Annotated in this window: 8 protein-coding genes and 3 pseudogenes; 5 read left to right on the top strand and 6 right to left on the bottom strand. The window is 60.7% G+C overall.

Annotated elements, in window-relative coordinates:
• Positions 1 to 44: 44 nt before the first annotated feature.
• Positions 45 to 1841 (bottom strand): recombinase family protein, encoded by a 1797-nt coding sequence (locus LPJ38_RS37355; RefSeq protein WP_145643179.1) that lies wholly within the window; start codon positions 1839 to 1841, stop codon positions 45 to 47.
• Between LPJ38_RS37355 and LPJ38_RS37350 the strand changes: the two are divergent.
• The 4 genes and pseudogenes from LPJ38_RS37350 to LPJ38_RS37335 form a co-directional block, all read left to right on the top strand.
• Positions 1728 to 2079: pseudogene (locus LPJ38_RS37350) on the top strand (DDE-type integrase/transposase/recombinase); the annotation flags it as partial. The gene LPJ38_RS37355 and the pseudogene LPJ38_RS37350 sit on opposite strands and share 114 nt — an antisense overlap.
• Positions 2080 to 2260: 181 nt before the next feature.
• Positions 2261 to 4513: a hypothetical protein gene (locus LPJ38_RS37345; protein WP_028144443.1), complete on the top strand. Its 2253-nt coding sequence runs from the start codon at positions 2261 to 2263 to the stop codon at positions 4511 to 4513.
• Between the two features lie 318 nt (positions 4514 to 4831).
• Positions 4832 to 9112 (top strand): Ulp1 family isopeptidase, encoded by a 4281-nt coding sequence (locus LPJ38_RS37340; RefSeq protein WP_231088541.1) that lies wholly within the window; start codon positions 4832 to 4834, stop codon positions 9110 to 9112.
• Positions 9113 to 9569: 457 nt separating this feature from the next.
• Positions 9570 to 10148, top strand: coding sequence for a hypothetical protein (locus LPJ38_RS37335; RefSeq protein WP_011084521.1), 579 nt, complete (start codon positions 9570 to 9572; stop codon positions 10146 to 10148).
• An 8-nt stretch (positions 10149 to 10156) separates the two neighbouring features.
• Here the strand turns inward: LPJ38_RS37335 and istB are convergent, their stop codons facing one another.
• On the bottom strand, positions 10157 to 10888 hold the full coding sequence (gene istB / locus LPJ38_RS37330) for an IS21-like element ISFK1 family helper ATPase IstB (protein ID WP_014497992.1): 732 nt from the start codon (positions 10886 to 10888) through the stop codon (positions 10157 to 10159).
• A gap of 8 nt (positions 10889 to 10896) precedes the next feature.
• Positions 10897 to 12189 (bottom strand): annotated as a pseudogene (gene istA / locus LPJ38_RS37325) (IS21 family transposase); the annotation flags it as partial.
• 39 nt (positions 12190 to 12228) lie between these two features.
• On the opposite strand from istA, the pseudogene LPJ38_RS37320 reads away from it, so the two are divergent.
• Positions 12229 to 13496 (top strand): annotated as a pseudogene (locus tag LPJ38_RS37320) (IS256 family transposase).
• Positions 13497 to 14293: 797 nt separating this feature from the next.
• Here the strand turns inward: LPJ38_RS37320 and LPJ38_RS37315 are convergent.
• The 3 genes from LPJ38_RS37315 to LPJ38_RS37305 all read right to left on the bottom strand — a co-directional run bounded on the left by LPJ38_RS37315 (position 14294) and on the right by LPJ38_RS37305 (position 18114).
• Entirely contained in the window at positions 14294 to 14680 is a 387-nt protein-coding gene (locus LPJ38_RS37315; RefSeq protein WP_014497989.1) for a response regulator transcription factor, read from the bottom strand.
• Positions 14681 to 14764: 84 nt separating this feature from the next.
• Positions 14765 to 15448, bottom strand: a complete 684-nt coding sequence (locus LPJ38_RS37310; protein ID WP_071916610.1) for a response regulator transcription factor — start codon at positions 15446 to 15448, stop codon at positions 14765 to 14767.
• Positions 15445 to 18114 (bottom strand): PAS domain-containing protein, encoded by a 2670-nt coding sequence (locus LPJ38_RS37305; protein ID WP_011084527.1) that lies wholly within the window; start codon positions 18112 to 18114, stop codon positions 15445 to 15447. The genes LPJ38_RS37310 and LPJ38_RS37305 overlap by 4 nt, the downstream gene beginning before the upstream one ends.
• Positions 18115 to 18490: the final 376 nt, after the last annotated feature.

Here is an 18490-nt window from a genome sequence, read left to right as displayed (position 1 = left end):
CGGGGACTAGATTCGATAACCTGTTTTGTTGAGTAGCGTGATGGTCAAGGTTGCCAAGCCCCGAGCCATGGCTCGATCGCGTCCTCGGCGGGCTTGAACACCGGGATGTGGTAGTTCGAGCGCATTGATGTGACGCGCTCGCGGGTCCAGCGATTGCCGTTGCCGGTCTTGAGGTCGTTGCGATTGAGGAGGCCGGCAATCAGATCGTCGCTGGCGATCAGCACCAGTTGACGCACGGCCTGGACGATATCGGCAGAGGTGCTGTTGCGCTGTCCGCGCCGGCGCTTCGGCAAGCGCAACTCGCTGTGGGCGCCCCCCACCCAATGGACGATGAGAACGATCTCCGAGGCCGCGTCGTCGATATCGGCCACGACCTCATGGATGAGGGTGCGCACAATGCGCTTCTTGAGGCGAGCATCCGTCGTCGGCGCATCCCAGACCGTTTTGAGGTTCGAGGCCAGAACGCCGAGCGAGACTGGATCGGCAAGGGGTGCGGGCGTGGCCGCATCATGCATGGCGATCTTGGCCTCAACCTCCGCCGCGTGAGCGAGCGCCCTGTTCCAGCGCGCTTCCAGCTCACTGGCCACCAGCCGGTTCGCGGGATCAGCGGCATCGTATTGCCGGAAAGCCCTGTCGGCGGCATAGCGCGCCGCTTCGAGGTCGCGACTGAGAGCATCGCGTACCTGATCGCGCCGTTCCCTGGCTCCCTTGGCGGCAGCGGTTGCGGCGGCGACAGCGCCCGGACCGACGACTCCAAGCAGCGATTCTTCGATGGCGTCATCGACGCGCAGTCCGCCGAAGGCGATGCAGTGGGCCCAGCCATTATCCATCCAGGCACGGTTGCAGCTGTAGCGCGGGATATGGTTCTCCATGCCGGAGTACCGGAGTGTGAGCTTGCGACCGCAGCGCTTACAGCGGATCAGACCGGCCAGCAACGCGTCACCATGGTTGGGCGCGCCGTGATGCCGACTGGTGGGAACATTGCTGCTGACCATGGTGCGAATCGCCTCGAACTTCTCCCAGCTCACATACCCTTCGTGAGTGTTGGGCTTCAGCGTCAGCCATTCGTTCCGCGCCTTGCGGCGGATCTTCAGGCTCACGCCAGCGGTGCTGTATCCCGCCGCCACAGCTGTCTTACCATAGGCATAGGCGCCGCCGTAGACCGGGTTCTCAATGATCCGGTGGATGGCAGAGTAGTTTGGTCGCCGCCAGGCCGTGTCGCCGTTGGTCTGCTTCACCGGCAGATCGAGATTGTACTCATGGAGCCAGCAGAGCGCCTGTCGCGCGCTGCCCAGTTCCTCGACCTTGTCGAACACCAGCTTGATCGCCTCCTGGACACGCCGATCCGGGTCTTTCTCATAACGGTCGCCGGCCTTCACGAAGCCGACGGGCGCTGTCACAACCAACTCGCCCCGGCGCGCCTTCTCGTAGCGGGCCGAGAGCGAGCGCTGGCGCAACAGATCCAGCTCGTACTCGTTGAGGCTGCCCTTGAGCCCGAGCAGCAGGCGGTCGTTGCCGTGCCTTGGCGCATAGATGGTCTCTTGATCGACCAGAACGGTATCGACCACGCGGCACATCTCGATGAGTTGCTGCCAATCCCGGCTGTTGCGGGCGAAGCGCGAGACCTCGCGGGCGCAAACCGCACCAACCCTGCCGAGGCAAACCTCCGCCACCATTCGCTCGAATCCGGCGCGTTGTATGCCGCCGGCGGCTGAACGACCATCTAACGACGGACAATCACGGACAAGCTCCGTTCGTACGGCGCTGCGAGGGCGAAGATGGGCTTTCACGTCGAACATCGCCAGCACAAAGCTCTCAACAATTGGGCCGAGAATTCTCATCAGCCGACGCGGCGGCGCGAGCGGATCATGGAGCGTTTCAAATCGTCCCGTCAGGCTCAACGGTTTCTGTCAGTTCACGATCAGGTCGCGAACCTTTTCCACATCCCCTATTCTGGAGCCGTCACTGCCGACTTCCGTCGTGCTTCGCGCGGGCGAGCCTTTGCGACTTGGCGCGAGATCTCCGCGACAAGCGCTATCGCCGAATCTCGAACCTTTGAGAAGCGCCTCCTTCGGCTCGCGGTCGATTAAGTTGACGATGCCCCGCTGCCTCCAGCAGCACGCCAGGCGCGATGGAATTGCACCCCACGGTGATCCGGGTTTTCCTGTGAATCGGGGAGAAGCGCCCTACGTCAGCTACTCGTCAGCCAGCCAGTCTATGCAGACTGGCTGCGCACTCTCGACTTTATCGGAGGTGGAATATGACAGGCATTGGCCGAGCTGGTAAATCGCACGTTGGGCCCGCAGGAGCCGACAGCGCATGGGGATCGAGTAGTTCGAGCCCGGAGCTCGGTCCCGCCCCCGGGGAGGGCGGGCAATCTTTCGACTCTGTCGTGGAGCGGATGCGCTCCGGGCCTCGAGATGGAACGGCTCCGCTCGTGAGCCTGCCACCAGCTTCGGCGGTGGCAGTCCAGATTTCCTCAAGTGGCGACGGAATCAAGGCAGCGAAGCAAAAAATGCGCAGCCTGCTTGCGGGGCTTGATGCTTCTAAAAATGCAGCCACACGAGCCCGGAACCCGAACCCGTCGGAGGCGCAAGAGCTGATCGATCAAGTCGTCAAGGCAGGCTCGGAAGTTCTGGGCTATTACGCGAGCCTCCCCCCGGACATGGCGCGGGGGCTTCTTTCCGACGGTCGGGCTCGCCGACTCCGCGAGGAAACTATCGCTGCGGGAAACGAATGCGACATCGTGGCCACCTGGATTATCGGCGACCTGGAGAAGAGCAGGAAGAAAGCAACAGCCTTGCTCAAGAATATGCGAGTTGCCAACGCTCAGCCTGACCAGCTGAGCCGAGCGGTATCCAGCGTGGCGAAGCACTACGAGGCCTGCATGGAGGGGTGGGGAAAGAAGGCATTGCGCATGGAACGGATGCAGTCCGTCTGCGCGGCCACCGCCAACTTGCCGAGCACCACGCCCGAGATGCGGCAGGCCGAAGAGGCCGCACTACGCCTGCAGACCGGCTGGGCACTTTATACGAAGTGCGTGTATCTGCAATCGCAGGTTGCTCTTGCTCAGCTTCTAATTGAGTCGCGGGCGAGCACGTTCGAACCAGCTGTAAGCGACGCCCTCATGGGTGAGGATGGGCGGGTGCGTCTGCTCGGGACCTTTATCGAGGATGTTTTTCCGGCATTTAACTCGGCGTCCGAAGCCGTTCTGAGCAGCAACGGAGCGGCACTCGACGCAGACCACTGCACCGTTCTGGAAGGAGTCATGGAGCGGCTTTCGGAATTTGCCTCAGGGGTGCACGGAATCGTTACCAGGCTAAGGGACGCCGGAACGGATGCCGACCTTCCATTAAAACTGTTGGGCCAGATCGCGGATGGTGCATGGGTCACCGCGGACGACGTCACGCGTCTTTTGGACGTGCAGCCAAAGACGCCCGCCGTGATTGAGCCGACGGCCCGGACTGCCGTAGTGGTTGAGGGGGGCGCGGCCCGCAGGGAGGGGAAGGGCAAGCGCGCACCGGCCGCAGGCGAGCGAAGTTCGGCGGCCGGGCCGCGCGAGCCGCAGCTCGCCACGCCCGACGCTGCCACGGCCCCGACAGTCAAGGTGATCGTACTCTCGGATCTGGGTACGAAGAAACTCGCGAGCGCGGAGGAGGCGGCACTCGCGAGGGCGTCATCGTCGGCGACCGGGCACCTGGAGATATTGCAGGCTCCGCCCTCCAGGAACGCACTGACCGGATTACTCAAGCGATTGGACGAACTTTTGCAGTTCGATCTGCCGGCTCAGCAAAGCGCGGTCTCGCAAGCGCGCCACGGGAAGCCCGAGGACGCCGATCACGCCGTGGATCTCGTCGTTAAGCGCCTGCAGACACAGGCCTCCGAGATTGAGGCCAGTGTAGCCGCGCTGGAGGAGCCTCGCCGACGTGTCCTACTCACGCCTGCGCAAGTGCCGGAAGTGCACGACAAAATAGCCCGGCTCAAGGCGATGTTGTCCGAGGTGCAGGGACAGGCAAACTCTTTCACGGCGCAAAAGGCGGTGATCACGATCGATTGCATGAAGACCTACGCGTTTCCGTCCCAGAAGTATCTTGAACAGTTGCGAGCGGCCGGGGAGTTGGCGGCTGTGAATTCACCGCGCGCCTTGAAGGATGATCCGGGGACACTGTTCGAGATCAAGCTGCAGCCCAAGGCCCTGCGCAATGGCGCGACGCCAAGCCCGATGTGGGTGCACATCCATACCAAGCGGCCGGTACATGCCAGGCAGTTGGCAACGCTGAGCGATGCCGGGTTCGCCGCTTGCCACGTGAAGTCAAATGACCAGCGCGGCTACAATCAGGACTGGCAGAGCGCTCGAGCTGCGACGGGGCGCGAGAACGTCGTGATCCACCGCGGCAAGCTCACGCCGGCGTTCTGTAGGTCCTTGTTGCGCACCGCAGCTGGCGGCCAGCCGTGGCATCCCCTTCCCGAGGCGGAGCACGCGTCGATGCAGTTCGCGCGCCTCGGGATGTAGTTACCTGGGTGTCCCGCGCCAGAGCGTCGCTGTGGTGACACGATCAAGTGGACCGTTTCTCACCGAGAGGAAATCCTCGATGAGCTCGAAGCCGGCGCGGGCTTCCTCGAACAGATCGACAACAGGGTCCGATTGAAATTCGATCGGGAGCGTCGTGACCCCAACTTCCTTTCGCTTGGCAGCTGAACCGTCAAATGCCGGCGATGTGTCGTCTCAAGTCCAGGCGCATGCGATCAGCGCTCCAGGCTCTTCATCTTCGAAAGTGAGTACACATGAAATTCGTCTCAATGAATCGGGGGGGGGCAACAAACGGATAGCGTGGACGCGCAAGATGCCTCTCCAGCCGACTCGTCGGCAGAGGCGGCGGCCTTTCAGCGGCAGCTGAGCGAGGTCGCTGTCCTGTCCGCTCCCGTGCTCATGCAGGTCCGCGCCTATCAAGCGGATGCATCGCGATCTGAGGCGCGACCCATCGTGCGGGCGAGCGGGCAACCATATACGCCGGCTCCGCACGGTGAAGGCGGTGGAACGACGCTGAATGCGTCGGCGCTGCCGCTCGGCCATGCAAATTTGGTTTTCGCAGGAAGCGGCATGGATCCTGTTTATTCCGACGATGCGTCTCTTATTGAGGGGCTCGGGCCGGCACTCTTCAAGGCTGGGGCCTCCGAGCGCACCGTCAGGCGCAATGTACGTTGTCTTCTCGGATTGGGGCATTGGCTCGTAAAGAACGGAAAGCCGGGCATTGCTGCCCGGCTTTCCGAAGAGTCGCTGGTCGAGGATGCCCTGGAGTTCGGCAAGCAGGAGGGGCAGGCCATCGCTACGCCACTGGTTCATCTTCGAGCCTCCCAATCGCCGGGCGGCATCGCGCCGATTGCAAGCCGGGTTGAGCTGAATCCCTATTCCCAAGATGCGGATCTCATCAAAGGGTACAAGGAAGATGCAGCGTCAGGCACCGCCAACACCGTCAGGAAGTATGCAACTCTTCTTATCGATTTCAGTGATTACCTCCGTGAGAACGATAAGCCCGGCATTGCTGCTCGACTTGGCGACGGCTCGCTGGATAATGATGTCAGCCAGTATAAGGAGGCGGACCCCCGTGGCCGCAGAAAAGCCGGGGCCGCACTGGCTCATCTCCTGAGGTCGCCGGCGGGTGCTAGAGCGATCGAGCTCCGGCCTCATATTCGCCCCGTTCCTGATTTCGAAGGCGCGGTTCGCGCTGAGCCGAGCCGGACCCGGGCCGCGACTGCACAGCACAGCTCGAGCGGAGCTATCAGCTGGCCGGAGACTCTGCCTGCGAACCAGCAGGATCTGCTTTTGGAGACGATGGACGGACCCAGCTCCTCGCCGCCTATCGAGACAATTGCGCACCATCAACAAGCAGCGGATGCAGGAGGGTCTTTTCGTGACTTGAACTTGCCCCGCGCCGACCATGGGGTTTCACCGCCGCATGGCCTGGCATTGGATGCTGCAGGGTCCCTGAACTGGCGCCACCATGACGACGAACTGACGGATAAACGTCACAGGAACCCGCTCGGGCCAGGCGAGCAGGTTCTCGTCATCAATGAGCATGATATAGGGGAGTTGAGATCAGCGAAGAGGCAGAAGACGCTAAGCAATCCGCAGGGCGTCGCCGTTGAGCGGCAGCTGATGCAGACGCCATCCCATCAACTGGCGGCGTCCCCATCGCAGATGCAGGCTCCGATGCTGTCGCAAAACGAGCTGATCGGCGAGCCGCTCTCGGGGGAAGACGCGGAGCTCTTGGCGAGGTTTCGTGTAGACGCCAAGCGGCGCAAGCTCACCCCAGGCGCCATCAATAACAGTGTTTCCGGGCTTGGGAGATTTGTTCGCTGGGTCAACGCAGAGCATGGGGGGTCCGTAGCTTCTCGGCTACGAAAAGGTACACCGCTGGATGAGGAAATTGCGGCGTACCGGAGATTGGGCCGTGACCCCCAGCACCGCATTACATCGGCCCTGGATGTTCTCCGGCGGCTCTTGCGTGGGGGTGAAGAAGCCGAAGCTCCCGAACCCCGCGTCCTCGGTGCCCCACGTCGCCTGGTTCCTCATCCAGAAGATGCGCCCCTCATCGAGGGCGCGCTGAGCCAAGCTCTGAAACATGTTAAAACTGCGAAGGATAAGGGGTCTGCGCAAAAGCGGGCGACACGTCTTCGCGCGCTGAGTGCGTGGCTTAAAGGGAATCGCAAAGGGAGCATCATCGGGCGACTTAACGGCTCTAGCAAGGAGCAGTTAACGCTGGACAACGATGTGCTGGCGTTCCAACGGACCGGAGGCGCAAGATACCGTCCCGATTTGTCGCATCTTCGCAGCTACTTAAAACTCATCGAGGCGAACCGAGAGCTGGGGCTGCCAGGCCCTGAGCAGCCGAGCTCGCCGGCCGCGTGGGGCGATCGGCATCCCGGCTCGGCGCAGGATCTTCCCTCAACGCCGGCAAGCCCAAGCGCGGGAGCTTGGGTTTGGTTGGGTGAACAGCTGCACGAACCAGCATCACCATCCAGGCCCCCGTCACATGCTAAGGGCAGGCTTGAGCCATCTGTTGATCTGAATGCGCCGACGCCGTCCGAGTTGCGCGACGATGCTCATTTTGCGCCAGCGCATCCTGCCAGGGCCCGTTCAGACACCTACGCTGGTCTTGAGCCATTTGTTGATCTGAATGCGCCGACGCCGTCCGAGTTGCGCGACGATGCTCACTTTGCGCCGGCGCATCCTGCCAGGGCTCGTTCAGACACCTACGCTGGTCTTGAGCCATTTGTTGATTTGAATGCGCCGACGCCGTCCGAGTTGCGCGACGATGCTCACTTTGCGCCGGCGCATCCTGCCGGGGCTCGTTCAGACACCTACGCTGGTCTTGAGCCATTTGTTGATCTGAATGCGCCGACGCCGTCCGAGTTGCGCGACGATGCTCACTTTGCGCCGGCGCATCCTGCCAGGGCTCGTTCAGACACCTACGCTGGTCTTGAGCCATTTGTTGATCTGAATGCGCCGACGCCGTCCGAGTTGCGCGACGATGCTCACTTTGCGCCGGCGCATCCTGCCAGGGCTCGTTCAGACACCTACGCTGGTCTTGAGCCATTTGTTGATCTGAATGCGCCGACGCCGTCCGAGTTGCGCGACGATGCTCACTTTGCGCCGGCGCATCCTGCCAGGGCTCGTTCAGACACCTACGCTGGTCTTGAGCCATTTGTTGATCTGAATGCGCCGACGCCGTCCGAGTTGCGCGACGATGCTCATTTTGCGCCAGCGCATCCTGCCAGGGCTCGTTCAGACACCTACGCTGGTCTTGAGCCATTTGTTGATCTGAATGCGCCGACGCCGTCCGAGTTGCGCGACGATGCTCATTTTGCGCCAGCGCATCCTGCCAGGGCCCGTTCAGACACCTACGCTGGTCTTGAGCCATTTGTTGATCTGAATGCGCCGACGCCGTCCGAGTTGCGCGACGATGCTCATTTTGCGCCAGCGCATCCTGCCAGGGCTCGCTCAGACACCTACGCCGGTCTTGAGGCAGCGGTTAATCCGAATCCGCGCACACCATTCGAGTTGCGTGACAATGCTTGGGCCCCGGCGCCTGACTTTCGGCCGCTGTTTGCCGGGCCAGTACCGGGGCATCACCAGGGCGCTCGACAGCCCGGCTCGCCGCAGGGGCTTTCTCCGGCGCCAGCCTTCTCGGATGATGAAGCTTTGGCGTGGTTGCGCGAGGAGCTGGCGCGACGGCAGATGCAAGAACCGGCCTCACCATCAACCGGCAGGGCTCCCTCAGACATCTACGGCGGCCTTGAGTCATTGGTGCATCTGGATGCGCCCACGCCGTGGGAATTGCGCGACGATGCTCACTTTGCGCCGGCGCCCGCTGCCAGGGCGCGCTCGGACACCTACCGCGGTTTTCCATTGGTTGATCTGACTGCGCCCACGCCGTCCGAATCACGCGACGATGCTAATTCTGTACGGCCGTTTCCGATCACCTCCGCCAACGCTCAGATCGGGGCTTTAGATCCGACAGTCTCGTCTCACGGCCACGGGCTGGTGCTCGAGGACACGGAATGGCTGGGCGACGAGCATATCGACAGGGATTACCGGCTCCAGGAGCAGGATTTGCAGAGGAACGATCCGGATCTCGCCGCCCGGACGCGGTTCGTGAATCCCCTCATCGTCCTAAATTATCTGGGCTCTAACGACGATGGCGTCGTGCAAACCGAGTTCCAGCGCATCGTCCATGATGATGAATTTAATGATACAGCCGACTTCCTGTTCCTGCCCGTGATTAATGCCAACCCTGAAGATCCTAATAACCTCGGCAACCATTGGTCGCTGCTGTTCGTTGATCGCAGTGACCGGGGGCAGCCGGTCGCCTACCACTACGATTCCTACAGGGGACTCAACAAAAAGCATGCAGAGCATCTCGCAAGTAGGCTGCACCTCCGCCTGGAGCCAGCCGGCATGGCCCAGCAGCAGAACACTTATGATTGCGGCGTCTTTGTCGTGGACGGGACGCGGGCGCTGGTTAGGCAATTGGAGCAAGGAGGGCAGACAGTCCACCTGGACCAGCTCGTCGTCGATCGGCAGGCACTGCAAAACCGACTCAGGGGCTGATGTCGCCGTGGGCGAGATAGAGTTGGCTGTGAATCGACGCTGAACATTGACCCCCGTACGCGCGAAGTCAATCAAGTACTTGGGACGCCGATCGGCGTCCGGACCCCACACGATGACATAATTGCGGTCGGCGCCCGCGGGACGAAAGGTCCGCTATCTTCAAGCCTGCACGCAATCACACGAATCGGAGGGGCTATGAAGCAATATGTTGGGCTTGACGTCTCACAAAAGGAGAGAATCAGGAACAGCAGAAGCCCGTTCCCGAAGATCATACGTCCGTCAGCAAGGACGAGGAATCGGGCGCACGAGGGTTGCAGCGCGATTTGCAGGATCGGTTGCAGCCGGCGCACGACGAGCCGGTGAGCGAGCCCGTCAGCGATAGTGCTTCCCATCCCGAAGTACCTGCAGGCTCGCGCCGGTTCGCCGCCTGCTCAAGGTCGGCATTGGCCTTGCGATTGTGGCCGTCTTCGGATGGTTGCCGCTGAAGGCCGTGCTGCAGACCTCGAGCGTTGCGGCCGTGGTCAATGCCAGGATCGTGACGTTGCGCTCGCCGATTGACGGCACCGTGAGCGCGAAGCCGCCGCAAGGCTCGACGCAACTCAGCGTGGTCCATGAGGGCGACGCGATCCTTCATGTCGTCAACGCGCGTGGCGATCGCGTGCGGCTCGACGATCTTCGGCGGCAGATGTCCCGGATGGAAAATGAGCGCCCGAGTTTCGCCGCCAAGCTTGCGGCCGCCGAGACGGCGCAACAGGACCTCGCCCGCCAGGCGGCCCAGTTCCGCGACGGTCGCATCCTCCAGCTCCAGGCGCGCATTGCCGAAATCCAGTCGGCGATCGAGGCCGCGGCCGCGCGACGGGAGAAGGCAGTGGCCGCCGTCGAGCGGGCCTCGTCACTGATCAAATCGGGCAGCGTCTCGACGGTCGAAATGGCCCGCCTGACGCGCGAGCAGGCGATCGCCCAGCAGACTGCGGATTTCACGGATCGTGAGCATCGATTTCGCGCGATCGTGAGCACTGAATTCAGACGATCGTGAGCAGCCCGCTACGGCCGATGGGAGATAGAGTCAGTGTTCTGGTTGCCGTCAAGGGTGATGGTTTTGGCGCTGCGTTTTCGCATGCTTTCTCCGGTGAGCTGGAGGCGGTGGGCGTTGTGGACGAGGCGATCGAGAATGGCGTCGGCGACCGTGGGGTCCCCAATGGCTCCATGCCAGGTGTCCACGGGGAGCTGACTTGTGACGATGGTGGATGCGCGGCCATGTCGGTCCTCGAGGATTTCGAGCAGATCGCGGCGTTCCGCGGCGGTGAGCACCGATAGTCCCCAATCATCCAAAATCAGAAGCTGAGCGCGGCCGAGGCTTTTGAGGAGCCGGGCGTAGCGTCCGTCTCCGCGCGCGAGCGCGAGCGCCTCGAACAGCCTTGGAACGCGATGATAGAGGACTGATCGGTTGTCGCGGCAGGCCTTGTGGCCGAGCGCGCAGGCTAACCAACTTTTGCCCAGGCCGGTTGCCCCGGTGACGAGCAAATTCTCGTGGCGATCGATCCAGCGACCTTCGACGAGTTTGGCGAAAACGGCGCGGTCGATGCCCCGCGGGGTGCGCAGATCGACGTCCTCGACGCAAGCAGTCTGGCGCAGTGCGGCGATCTTGAGGCGCGTGGTGAGCCGCCTGGTGTCGCGTTCGGCGGCTTCGCGGTCGACCAACAGGCCGATGCGATCTTCGAACGGCAGGGCTTCGAGATCGGGCGATCGGCGCTGCTCCTCGAAGGCCTTGGCCATTCCGGTCAGTCGGCGCCGTAGCTTTTGACGAGCGCCAGAATGCCAAGGCAGGTTCGAAAGCCTTGTTCTGGATGGGGCCGGGCGTCGATCGCGGCCTGGAAAAACGCTGCTGTCGAAGGACCGATCCGCTCGCCGGCGGCGATCACCGCGGCGGGGGTCCATTTGCCGTAGCGGCGATGGGCGCTGGGCATGTGGTCGGCGATGGTGGTGTGTCCGCGTCGGTTGGGCGCGCGGGCATGGCTGGCGATCCGCTGGCCCTTGTGGAAGATCTCGACCGTCCGATCGTCGATACGGGCATCGACCAGCTCGCCAATCAGACGATACGGCGCGGAGTACCAATGGCCGTCGACCTCGACATGATAATCGGGAGCGAGGCGGCAGCGCTTCCAGCGTGCGAAGGCATAAGGCTGATCTGGCAGCGGGGTTAGCTTGGGTTTGTCGAGTTCGGCAAACAGTTCGGCGCGGCTTGAGCCGAAGCCACGCATTTGACGAGCATTGAGTTCGTCGACGAGTGTCTTGATGCCGGCGTTGAGCTCGGCCCGGGAAAAGAAGCGCTGATTGCGCAGCCGGGCCAGAATCCAGCGCTGGGCGATTTGCACCGCGACCTCGACCTTCGCCTTGTCTTTTGGGCGCCGCGGCCGTGCGGCGAGAATGGCGGTGCCGTAATGGCTCGCCATCTCGGCATAAGTGCGATTGAGGCCGGGATCGTAGCGGTCGGGGTTGCTGACGGCGGCTTTGAGGTTGTCGCAGACCACGAACGTCGGCGTTCCGCTCAAAAACGTGAACAAGTTGACGTGGGCCCGGATCCAGTCGGCCAAGCTCTCGCTGGGGCAGGCCTCGGCGTAGGTGTAGTTCGAAGCGCCCATCGCCGCGACGAACAGCTTCATCGGCTGCACTTCCCCGGTCAGGGGATCGACGATGTCGATGGTGTCGCCGGCGAAATCCACGAACACCTTCTCGCCGCCCAGATGAATCTGCCGCATCGAAGGTCGGACCCGCCCCTTCCAGGCCTCGTAGGTAGTGCAGAACCACGTGTACCCGAAACCGTCGGGATTAACGGCGCGATACTCCTCCCAGAGCAGGCGACGGGTTACGTTGCGCCGGCGGAGCTCTTTATCGATGTAGCTCCAGTCGGGCACCGGCCGCTGCGGGCTCTGAGACGCTGGTCGTGGGGCCGGGAAAAGCAAAAGCTCCAGGTCTTCATCGGTCATTCCCTCCGGAAGCGGCCAGCTCAACCCAGCAGACGAGCTATGCGGGAAACTGGGTGATGACGGAATGAGATAGGCGGCGTATCGAGGCGGGTGTCGAGCCTGCCAGAACCTCAAGGAGAGCGATACGCCATGAACGAGCATAGCAACATTGTCCCACTGCGTCAGCCCGATGAGATCGACGATCCACTGACGAATATTTTGCGATCTGGTGCTCGGCAGCTGCTTGCGCAGGCTGTCGAGATGGAAGCCGAGGCGTTTCTCGCCGCGATGAAGGGCTTGAAGCGTCCCGATGGCCGCGACCGCCTCGTGCGGCACGGCCATGGTCCAGTGCGGACGATCCAGACGGGGATCGGCGCCGTCGAAGTCGCCCGGGTAAAGATTCGCGATCGCGCGGTGACCAGCGATGGCGAGCGGATCCGCTTCACCTCGGCGATCCTGCCGTTGTGGGCACGGCGCACGAAGAGCTTGGATGCACTTTTGCCGGTTCTGTACCTGCGAGGCATCTCGACGGGCGACTTCCAGGAGGCGCTGGCGGCGCTCTTGGGCAAGGATGCGCCGAATCTTTCTCCGGGGGTGGTTTCCAGACTGACGACGGAGTGGCAGCTCGAGTACGAGCGTTGGCAGAAGCGCGATCTGTCGGCGCGCCGGTACGTATACGTGTGGGCGGACGGCGTCTTCCTGCAGGCTCGCATGGAAGACCACAGCGAATGCATGCTGGTGCTGATCGGCGCGACGCCGGAAGGCAAGAAGGAACTCATCGGCTTCCAGGTCGGCGTGCGCGAGAGCACGCAGAGCTGGCACGAACTGCTCGTCGAGGCGAAAACCCGTGGGCTGAAGATCGCCCCGGAAATCGCCGTCGGTGACGGCGCGCTCGGCTTCTGGAAGGCGCTCGACGAGGTCTTTCCCGCCACGCGACATCAGCGGTGCTGGGTGCACAAAACCGCGAATATCTTGAACAAAGTCGCAGTGTCGGTACAGGCCAGCATGAAGAAGGATCTGCGCGAGGTCTATTTGGCGTCCAACCGAGCTTCGGCCGAAGTGGCGATCGATGTCTTTGCCGAGAAATACGGAGCGAAGTACGACAAGGCGGTCGAGTGCCTGACGAAAGATCGCGACGCAATGCTTGCGTTCTACGAATTCCCCGCCGAGCATTGGGACCACTTGCGGACGACGAATCCCATCGAAAGCGTGTTCGCGACGGTCCGGCACAGAACGGTGCGCACGAAAGGTTCGTTATCGTCAACGACTGCCAAGTTGTGGTGTTCAAGCTGCTCTGCGCCGCATCAAAGACCTGGCGGCGGCTGAAAGGCACAAATCAGTTGCCGAAGGTCATCGCAGGTGTCAGATTCGAAAACGGCATCGAGGTCATCCAAGTGCCGGAAAACCACGCCGCCTGATCGCCTCGTCACCCAAAATCCCGCATAGCTCAGACGAACTTAGGTTACGTTCTGACACAGGAGACATCAATGCTGTCTCCTCGGTCCTCCTTAGCTTAGCAGTTGCTGACTGATTTGTTTGCCCTAAGAAATTGGGGGCTACAGTACAAACCAGTTGCTGCCGATGCTCGCTGCGGCGAGGACACCTGTGTGATAGCCCGGCCGTGGTGGGGACGTGTTGCGCCGAGCACGTTTGACGGGTTGGACCAGAGGTCTGCCACACATGATGTGGGAGCTTGACGATAGCCGGAGCGCTGGGAATCGATAACGAAGCGGCGGCCCTATAGACAAGTCCAACCCGCACGCGTCAGCGGACGTAACAATTCCTTGGGCTGGGCATCGTTCAAAGCGCTTTCACCGGAAAAGCGGTGACCAAGACATGAGGGGCGTCCTGGCGAAGCTCCATTTCGTCGTCACCGCGGCTGGGCTGAGCACAACCAATCTCGTGCTTGCCGAGCGCTCTCGGGAACCGCTCTGCAATGGAGCATATAGCTTCGCTCCAGGTGGAGTTAAATGCTAGGGGCGCTGATCGCTCTGGGCCGGCATTACTTTGATCACGACCTGGAATGAATCGAGCCGGCGTACCCTCCGTCTCTCGCAAGGTCAAAGGTTGTTTTGCAGCCGACAGTAGCCGGTAATGCTTTGGCGGGCAAGAATTAGCTCCTAATAACGTTAGGGCAGGTCGCGGTTCCGGCCGCAAAGAGGTTGCCCGGTGCGTGATCGTCGTTAGATCGGACAAGAACGCGCAGTTGATCGAATCAGATGCGGCCTCGGTCGCCATATGCCTGCAGTGCGCTGTCGAGACACTTGAGTAACTCTTGTACGCCGAATGGTTTGGCGAGGAAGCCGATCGCTCCGGCGTCCAAGGCTGACGCGCGTACGCGCTCGTTGGGGAAAGCTGTAATGAAAATGAAGGGTGCTTGGTAACCACGCGTCCGCATCTCTGCCAGCAGCTCCAGGCCGCTCATCGCTGCCATCTGCACATCAGTTATGACGCAGGATATCTCGTTCAACCGCGGCGACCGCAGGAGCGCCTCGGCCGAGGCAAATATCTGCACGACGTAGCCACGCGATTTCAAAAGGTTTTCTGTCGCCGCACGGACCGAGGGGTCGTCGTCAACGACGGAAATCAAAGGCGTGGACAAGATGAGCCCTCCCGACGCAGTACAGCGGCTGCCAAACCGTCAGCCACTTTCGCGAAAGTGGGCTTAAGTGATGGAATTGTAAAATCATACTTGGGTTTGTTCAGTGTGATTGGCGCTAATTCCGAGCGTCTCGCTCATTCTGATCAAGTCAGCCAGCGAGCGGGCACGCATCTTTTTCATTACGTGTCCCCGGTAGATCTTGACGGTGATCTCGGCGAGCCCAAGTTCGGCGGCTACCTGCTTGTTCATCAGCCCCGTCGCGACCAGTTTCATCACTGCCTGTTCTCGCGGGCTTAGGGTCTCAAATAGAGATTTCAGGTTCGCCACGGTTCGCTGAGCTTCTCGTCTTTTGCGATCGCGTTCGGTCGCCGCAACGACGGCATCAAGCAGTTCCTGATCGCGGAAGGGCTTGCTGAGGAAATCGACCGCGCCTCCCTTCATGGCCCTGACGGTCATGGGAATGTCGCCATGGCCGGTAATGAAGATGATTGGGATGTGTATGTTCAACCTGGCGAGCTCGGTCTGGTAGTCAAGGCCGCTCAGGCCCGGCAGCCGGACATCAAGAACTAGACAGCTTGTGACGTCCGGCATTGTGCTCTGCAGCATTTCACGGGCCGATCCGAACGCCACGACCTCCAAGCCTACCGATCGAAAAAGGTTCGTAAGCGAGCGACGCATAGAGATGTCATCCTCGACGACAAAGACGATTGCCTTCGTCGAAGCCTCGGCATGTCCGCCTTGGCCTCTCCAGTCAAATCGTCCTGTCACGAGATGGCCTCCTTATGCAGCGGAAGGGCAAACTGGAACGTCGCGCCCGGTCCATTTTTCTGAACCACTGAAATTCGTCCTCCGTGAACTTCCACGATCGACCGGCAGATCGAAAGGCCCATTCCTAGGCCGCTCGATTTGGTGGTGAAGAAGGGGTCCAAGACGCGGTCCGCGTCATTCTCGGCGATCCCGACGCCGCAATCGGTCACGGAAAGCTGCACGTACCCCAGATCGTCCGTAGATGATTGAATCAGAAGTTCACGCGGCCGGTCTGTAACTGCGTCCATGGCCTCGATTCCGTTCATCACCAGATTGATGATCACTTGTTGTAGCTGAATTCGATCACCGAGGACCCTAGGCAGCGCAGACGCCAACTCGCTTCGCAACGTCACTTGGTGGCTCACCAGCTCTCGTGTTACCAGCGCGCTGACGTCCCTAACCACCTGATTAATGTCGAGCGGCACCATCTCGATCTCGCCCTTTTTCGCGAGTGCGCGAATACTACGGATCACCTCGCTTGCCCGGATTGCATCTTCTATGATCCATTCGACTGAAGAGCGCGCGGCTGCAAGATTGGGAACATCGCGAGCCATCCAGCCGAGGCACGCATCGGCGTTGCTGAGGATAGCGGCGAGTGGTTGGGTTATCTCGTGGGCGATAGAAGTTGTCATTTCTCCCAAGGTCGTTACACGCGTCACATGTGCAAGCTCCGCCTGTGCCTTTCGCAGCTCTTGTTCGGCCTGATCAGCGCGAATGGTAGCGGTGATGTCAGTGCTGACGCCGCGATAGCCCAAAAAATTTCCGTTTCCGTCGAAGAAGGGCTTGCCACTCGTGCGGACGTAGATCGGAGATCCCATCCTATTTACGGTACGGTAGATGAGATCCCGGAACGGCAGGTGTGCCTGCAACGTCGCCCGATGCTGACGCCACTTCTCCGGTTCTTCTTCCATGTCGCACGCGATGTCCCAGCGAAGCAGGCCCGTTAACCCTGTCGCCAAAATTCCCGCAGCGCTGGTGTGCTCGGACAAGTGAGTGACCCGATGATCTGGCCCGGTTTCCCAGAGCCAGTCGGAAGCAGTCTCGGCATAGTCGCGAAAGCGCTGTTCGCTCTCGCGCAGCGCTACAAGCGTGTTTTCCAAGCGTTCCCTAGCTGCGTGTTGCTCGGTAACATCCATATGTGTTCCGATCAGCTCGCTGACATTACCATCGCTGCCGACGACAACGTGTGCAACGGAGTGTATGCGCCTTATCCCGCCATCTGGCAGAATAACACGGAAATCATATTCGAACCGTTCGTGCTCCTGGTCAATCGCCTGACGCTGCACCTCCTGCAACCCTGGCAAGTCTTCCGGATGGATGCGCGATCGAATAGTCTCTAGCGAAACCGGCTCTTGTGGGTTAAAGCCAAACAGGCGGTCGACCTCAGCGGAGCGATAAACGAAATCTCGTGTGTGGACGTCCCAGGACCAGCTGCCTGTGTGAGTGAGATGCTGAGCCTCGGCCAGATAGGCCTCGCTTCGGCGCAACTGCTGTTCTGCTCGCCTAGCTGCCGTAATATCGGTGGCTGCCCCAACAAACTCAATTTCACCAGAGGCGGTTCGCGTGACTCGTGCCTGCGCATGGATGTGCTTCACGGAGCCGTCAGGTAGCAGCAGCCGGTACTCGTGCTCGAAATCCCTCAGGTCTCGCATCGCTTCATCGATAATCTCTTTGACAGAAGCCCTATCATCTGGGTGCGTGCGCTCAATGACGAGTTGTGGCGCCGGTGTCGTCTGAAGATCGATTTGGAAAATCCGAAATGTCTCCTTAGACCAGAAGGCCTCGCCGGTAGAGGCGTTCCAGCTGAAGCTGCCTGTATGACTCAACTCCTGCGCGTGAGCCAAATGCGCTTCGCTCCGCTGCAGCGCAAGCTCGGTCTGCTTGCGCTCCGTAATATCTTCGCACGCCATGAGGATGACGGGGCGGTCGCCGGCCCAAAGCATGGCCTTGGCGTTTTCACGCACCCACAATACAGAACCGTCCTTCCTGACTTTCCGGACGTCCCAAGTGCGCGATTGTCCAACATCCTCAAGACACGTCTGAATGCATTTGCGGACGAATGCGCGATCCTCCTCCAGAAATACGTCGAGCACGGATTGGCCCAATAGTTCTGCACAAGCAAATCCCAGTTGTGTCGCGCCCAACGTATTGACGTTGAGGACAATGCCGGCCTCATCGACCATGAAGTACATGGCTGGATTGTGCTCGAAAATTGCGCGCCACCGTTTTTCACGATCCTCCAAATCCGAGGCACTCCGCTGAAGCTTGGCCGCAGCCACACGTGCAGCCTCTCTTTCCTGGCGGAGTTTTCCAATCAGGTACGTTCCGACAACAGAGACAATAAGAAATGCAACAACCACAGGAACATCGCGGGGATCATCGATTCGTAAACTAAACGCCGGCGGCGCAAAGTAGTATGCGAGAGCAGCGATTGCGACGATGCAAAGCGCTGATGAAGCAATGAAGCTGCCCATCAACGAAAATAGTAAGACTACTAACAAATAGGCGAACGCCGCGGCGGCGAAATGCGCCTGAAAGTACACGCAAGTCAGTGTAACCGCGGCTAGCGCTATGCTGCCCAAGGTCAACTGAGGGGCTGAACGTTTGAAACTGCTGATCCTATACATTTTGAGACCGTCCGGCCTGTTATCCGGCGGGAGAGCTATAGCATTTTAGGCAAAAATGAGGCAATCTTGAACACTTGGGTCCGCATGATAGCGTGTGCAAGATCGATCATCGGCTGCCGAACTCAGCACGCGCGGGGAAAAAACGCATTATAAACATACGTATATTTGTCCTAAACCTTCAGTAGGTGTCGCTGACGCGACTTTAGTCGAAGCTGAAACGTCCGCTTTTGCGCATCGCTCGAGCCTACGGCCAATGCGCCCCATTAGGCCGCGGAATGAGGACAGTGGTTTCAGTTCAGCCGATAGGTTCGAAGGCGCGCCTCCGGACCGGCAAGGATCAGAAAAAAGCTGCCCAATGACTCGTCTCCCCGACACA

Origin of the sequence: Bradyrhizobium daqingense, assembly GCF_021044685.1 — a bacterium.
Lineage (GTDB): Bacteria > Pseudomonadota > Alphaproteobacteria > Rhizobiales > Xanthobacteraceae > Bradyrhizobium > Bradyrhizobium daqingense.
Note: the sequence above shows the minus strand (reverse complement) of the source record. Positions and strands in the feature narration are given on the sequence as shown.

Excerpts from the sequence above, each read along its gene's own strand:
- LPJ38_RS37355 (WP_145643179.1), bottom strand. The coding sequence starts at position 1,841 with ATGAGAATTCTCGGCCCAATTGTTGAGAGCTTTGTGCTGGCGATGTTC.
- LPJ38_RS37345 (WP_028144443.1), top strand. The coding sequence starts at position 2,261 with ATGACAGGCATTGGCCGAGCTGGTAAATCGCACGTTGGGCCCGCAGGA.
- istB (WP_014497992.1), bottom strand. The coding sequence starts at position 10,888 with ATGGCCAAGGCCTTCGAGGAGCAGCGCCGATCGCCCGATCTCGAAGCC.
- LPJ38_RS37305 (WP_011084527.1), bottom strand. The coding sequence starts at position 18,114 with ATGTATAGGATCAGCAGTTTCAAACGTTCAGCCCCTCAGTTGACCTTG.